The organism is Pseudodonghicola flavimaris, from assembly GCF_030164425.1.
GTDB classification, from domain to species: domain Bacteria; phylum Pseudomonadota; class Alphaproteobacteria; order Rhodobacterales; family Rhodobacteraceae; genus Pseudodonghicola; species Pseudodonghicola flavimaris.
Genome location: NZ_JASNJD010000053.1, coordinates 1 through 1654, shown reverse-complemented (window position 1 = coordinate 1654; position 1654 = coordinate 1). Strand labels below are relative to the sequence as shown.

Sequence of the window (1654 nt, the reverse complement as noted above, 5' to 3'; positions counted from 1 at the left end):
CTGGTACCTGTCAAGCGCGTGATCGATTACAACGTGAAGGTTCGCGTCAAAGCGGACGGAAGCGGTGTCGATCTTGCGAACGTGAAGATGTCGATGAACCCGTTCGACGAAATCGCGGTGGAGGAAGCGATCCGTCTGAAGGAGGCGGGTGTCGCCTCTGAGGTGGTCGCCGTCTCGATCGGCGTGAAGCAGGCGCAGGAAACCCTCCGGACGGCGCTGGCGATGGGCGCGGACCGTGCGATCCTGGTTGTCGCCGCCGATGACGTGCACAGCGATATCGAACCGCTGGCGGTGGCCAAGATCCTGGCCAAGGTTGTGGAAGAGGAGCAGCCGGGTCTGGTGCTGGCCGGCAAGCAGGCGATCGACAACGACATGAACGCCACCGGGCAGATGCTGTCGGCGCTGCTGGGCTGGAGCCAGGCGACCTTCGCCTCGGAGCTGAAGGTCGAGGGCGACAGCGCGGTGGTGACCCGCGAGGTCGACGGCGGCCTGCAGACCATCAAGGTGAAGATGCCGGCCATCGTCACCGTCGATCTGCGCCTGAACGAGCCGCGCTATGCCTCGCTGCCGAACATCATGAAGGCGAAGAAGAAGCCGCTGGACGAGAAGACGGCAGCCGATATCGGCGTCGATGTCAGCCCGCGGCTGGAGATCGTCAAGACCGATGAGCCCGCCGCGCGTCAGGCCGGCGAAATGGTCGCCGACGTCGACACGCTGGTGGCGAAACTGAAAGAGAAGGGGATCGTCTGATGGCCGTTCTGCTGCTTGCCGAAGTTACCGATGGGGCGCTGGCCGTTGACGCCACCGCCAAGGCGGTCACCGCCGCCAAGGCCCTGGGCGATGTGACCGTGCTCTGCGCCGGCGCCTCGGCCGCCGCCGCCGGCGAGGCCGCCGCCAAGATCGACGGTGTCGCCAGGGTGCTGGTCGCCGAGGACGCGGTTCTGGGCCACCGCCTGGCCGAGGCCACCGCGGCGCTGATCGTCAGCCTGGCCGGGGATTACAGCCACATCGTGGCGCCGGCCACCACCGATGCCAAGAACATCCTGCCGCGGGTCGCGGCGCTGCTCGACGTGATGGTGCTGTCGGATGTGACCGGGGTGGTCGACGCCGACACCTTCGAGCGTCCGATCTATGCCGGCAACGCCATCCAGACGGTGAGATCGAAGGATGCCAAGAAGGTCATCACCTTCCGCACCTCGACCTTCGACGCCGCCGGCGACGGCGGTGCGGCCGCGGTCGAGACGGTCTCCGCCGCCGGCGATCCGGGCCTGTCGGAATGGGTCGAGGACAAGGTCGCGGCCTCTGACCGGCCCGAGCTGACCTCGGCCAAGATCGTGGTCTCCGGCGGCCGCGGTGTCGGCTCGGAAGAGGACTTCAGGATCATCGAGGCGCTGGCCGACAAGCTGGGCGCCGCCGTCGGCGCCTCCCGCGCGGCGGTCGACTCGGGCTATGCCCCGAACGACTGGCAGGTGGGCCAGACCGGCAAGGTCGTCGCCCCCGAGCTCTATGTCGCCGTCGGCATCTCCGGCGCCATCCAGCACCTCGCCGGCATGAAGGACTCCAAGGTCATCGTCGCCATCAACAAGGACGAAGAAGCCCCGATCTTCCAGGTCGCAGACTTCGGCCTCGTCGCAGACCTCTTCCAGGCCGTCCC

2 protein-coding genes are annotated in these 1654 nt (G+C 67.4%); both read left to right on the top strand.

Annotated elements, in window-relative coordinates; genetic code table 11:
• A partial coding sequence (locus tag QO033_RS25180) for an electron transfer flavoprotein subunit beta/FixA family protein (protein ID WP_284483435.1) occupies positions 1-750 on the top strand: 750 nt, incomplete at its 5' end.
• On the top strand, positions 750-1654 hold a 905-nt coding region (locus QO033_RS25175), incomplete at its 3' end, for an electron transfer flavoprotein subunit alpha/FixB family protein (RefSeq protein ID WP_284483434.1). The genes QO033_RS25180 and QO033_RS25175, both read left to right, overlap by 1 nt.